The 2771-nt window shown below is 36.7% G+C and carries 3 protein-coding genes and 1 pseudogene; all 4 read right to left on the minus strand.

The genetic code is table 11. From position 1 onward, the window contains the following. The coding region (locus ACFVSH_RS25075; RefSeq protein ID WP_387708458.1) for a flavin reductase at positions 1 to 146 on the minus strand (146 nt) is incomplete at its 3' end. A gap of 95 nt (positions 147 to 241) precedes the next feature. Next, a pseudogene (locus ACFVSH_RS25080) lies at positions 242 to 322 on the minus strand (flavin reductase family protein); the annotation flags it as partial. Between the two features lie 323 nt (positions 323 to 645). Beyond that, the gene (locus ACFVSH_RS25085; protein ID WP_387595043.1) at positions 646 to 1428 is read right to left on the minus strand and encodes an SDR family NAD(P)-dependent oxidoreductase; all 783 of its coding nucleotides are present in this window, start codon (positions 1426 to 1428) and stop codon (positions 646 to 648) included. Between the two features lie 44 nt (positions 1429 to 1472). After that, a complete protein-coding gene (locus tag ACFVSH_RS25090) occupies positions 1473 to 2555 on the minus strand; it encodes an LLM class flavin-dependent oxidoreductase (protein WP_352921076.1) in 1083 nt (360 codons plus the stop codon). Positions 2556 to 2771: the final 216 nt, after the last annotated feature.

The raw sequence follows: 2771 nt of genomic DNA on the forward strand, positions 1-2771 counted from the left end.
GATTTACATTCTAATACACCTAAAGAACCCGAAATGACAGGTAAATTATTTTTTGATAATGACCAATTAGCCTTAGAAAAACGATTCGCATCCTTGTCAGCAAAAGTCCAGCATAAATCTTCCTGATCGATTGAAAGTATATGCACAGCAAACCCTTCAGATTGTTGGAAGGTCCAAGGTTAGTCGATTTACGATCAATGCACCATAAAACTAATAAAGGATCAAGGGAGACTGATGCAAATGAATTGACCGTAAGACCACAAGGATTTCCGTCTGCACCTGTGGTAGTCAGGATTGTTACTCCACTGGGATAATTGCCCATAATTTGCTTGTTTCAGTATACAAATTGTCTAACCTCCCTTAATAAATGGACTCTCGGAATTAGCAAATTAGATAGTCTATGGATTTTCTAAAACGGATTTATTTGTTTCTATTTTTTAGGAATTTTTCATTAATATCAAAAAGTTGAAATTTCTTCAAAATCAATTCAATTTTCAAAAACACCTCAATAATCGTATTTTCGGGGATTGTTGAGGTGTCTTTCTTTAAACTGTGCTAAGTACTCAAAAATCCAAAAAGTTTCCTAACAGAACAGATTTTATATATATTTTTGTTACTTCGCTTACTAATAATTTTTCAAGTATGTCAATATCCTCTTACACCAGCCAATTGTCCACCATCAATTCTATGATCTGTACCAGTAATAAAAGAGGCCTTGTCTGAAGCTAAAAACAGCACTAAGTTAGCAATATCTTCTGGTGTACCATATCGAGCCAGCGGAATGGCCTGGGTAAAAGCCTCTCTAGCCGCGGCGACATCATCAGGTGATGCTGCTTCTTCAAATGTACGCATTATTCTTGTGTCTACAGTAGACGGATTAATATTATTAACTCGAACTCCGTACGGGGCCATTTCTAATGCGGCTGTTTTGGTTAACCCATTAACAGCGTGTTTAGAAGCAATATAAGCACTAACACCGGATATTCCATTTAAGCCAGAAATAGATGATGTATTAATAATAGATCCCGATTTCTGTTCCTTCATGACTCGAAGGACATGTTTTAATCCATAAAAAACTCCCATAACATTTACATTTAACACCGATTCAAATACATCGGTCGGATATTCCGTTATTGGTAAAATCTTTCCTTCTATACCAGCGTTGTTAAAGAATACGTCAATTCGTTCGAAGGTGTCTATCGTTTTTGCCACATATCTTTCTACGTCCTCTTCTTTCGTAACATCCGCTACAACCAATAAGTACTGTCCATCTGTAAGATTTAAATCTTTTGCTGTAGATTCTAACGTTTCTTGGTTCAAATCAACTAAAACAACCTTGGCTCCTTCTGTAGCAAATCCCTTAACTGTTTCTTTCCCGATTCCCCCAGCTGCACCTGTAACAATTACTACTTTTTCAGAAAAACCCACTCAAGTTCCTCCTCTATTTTTTAAAATGGTTAATCAAGAAAGAGTTATATTTTTACTTTTAACTTCTTTTCCACCCTTGGAAGTACTTCCTCCTTTAATAACCGCATGGATTTTTTCCACATTGCAGGGTCTTCACTATAATCGTAGCTAACTACAAGTAAAGTCCCAAAACCCCCAACCGCTTCATAAAGATTTGCAAATTTAGTTGCTACCGTTTCAGGTGAACCGACCAACCAATTGTGTTTTGCTACATATTCCGGTGTAATATCATTTTCATCTACAGAACTTTTATGTTTAAACACTGAAACTCCTCCAAGTTGTCTAAACAGAGGTAAATAATATTCACGATAATGTCTGCCCATCATAGAATTTAATGATCCTTCCAGTGCTTCTTCATCGGTATCTGCAACAAACACATCTCTGGTAATTCTCCACTCACTGCGTTGTGGATTTCTTCCGCTCCTTTTTGCCCCTTCTTCGACATCCTTCCAGTGATTAGCAATATACTCGAGGTTATTTCCAAGACTCATTGGAATAAACCCTTTTTCACCTGCCATTTTTAGAGTTTCCGAACCTGGACTGAGTCCAGTAACACCAATTGGCGGATGCGGTTTTTGGAAAGGCTCCATATGTGGTTTTAAGATATCGTTTCCTTCTACTTTATTTGCGTTCCAATACTTTCCTTTGAATTCAAAAGGTTCTTTTTCATTCCAAAGTTTCAGCATAATTTCTAATGCTTCCGCCATCATCTTTCTATTTTCTCCAAATTCAACACCAAATGTTTCTAAATCCGTCGGCATCGCTCCTGCACCTACTCCTAGAAGTAATCGTCCTTGGGAAAGGTGATCAAGATAGGCAACTCGGTGAGCTAATTCTACTGGATGATGATAAGGTAGCAGATGGGCACCAGGTGCAAGCTTAATTTGTTTTGTAGATTTAAGAGCTTGAGCAATCATTAAGTCTGGAGCTGGAATTGGCTCCCATGTCGAAGTGAAATGCTCTCCAATCCAGGCCTCATTGTAACCTAATTGATCTGCCAATTGAATCACCTCTAAATCCCACTCAGTGGCATCATAAGGATTCCTTTCTGGTGGATGTGATGGCTGTAAAAACATTCCTAATTTCATTGAAAACAACTCCTTCATAATATTTTATAACTCATATAAGTAATATGCATGATCCGTGCCAGATTCAAAGATGACTATAAATCATTCTTTTATTTACTTTTTCGAAATATATTTTTCTTGCTATAAACAGAATGCTAAAAACCCAATTAATCTTAGTGTCGTAAAAAAATCGATAAAAAATCAATCAAACGTTTACAATTTATTAGCTATATTACC

This window comes from Peribacillus sp. NPDC058002 (genome assembly GCF_042886655.1).
In the GTDB taxonomy this organism is placed as follows: domain Bacteria; phylum Bacillota; class Bacilli; order Bacillales; family DSM-1321; genus Peribacillus; species Peribacillus aracenensis.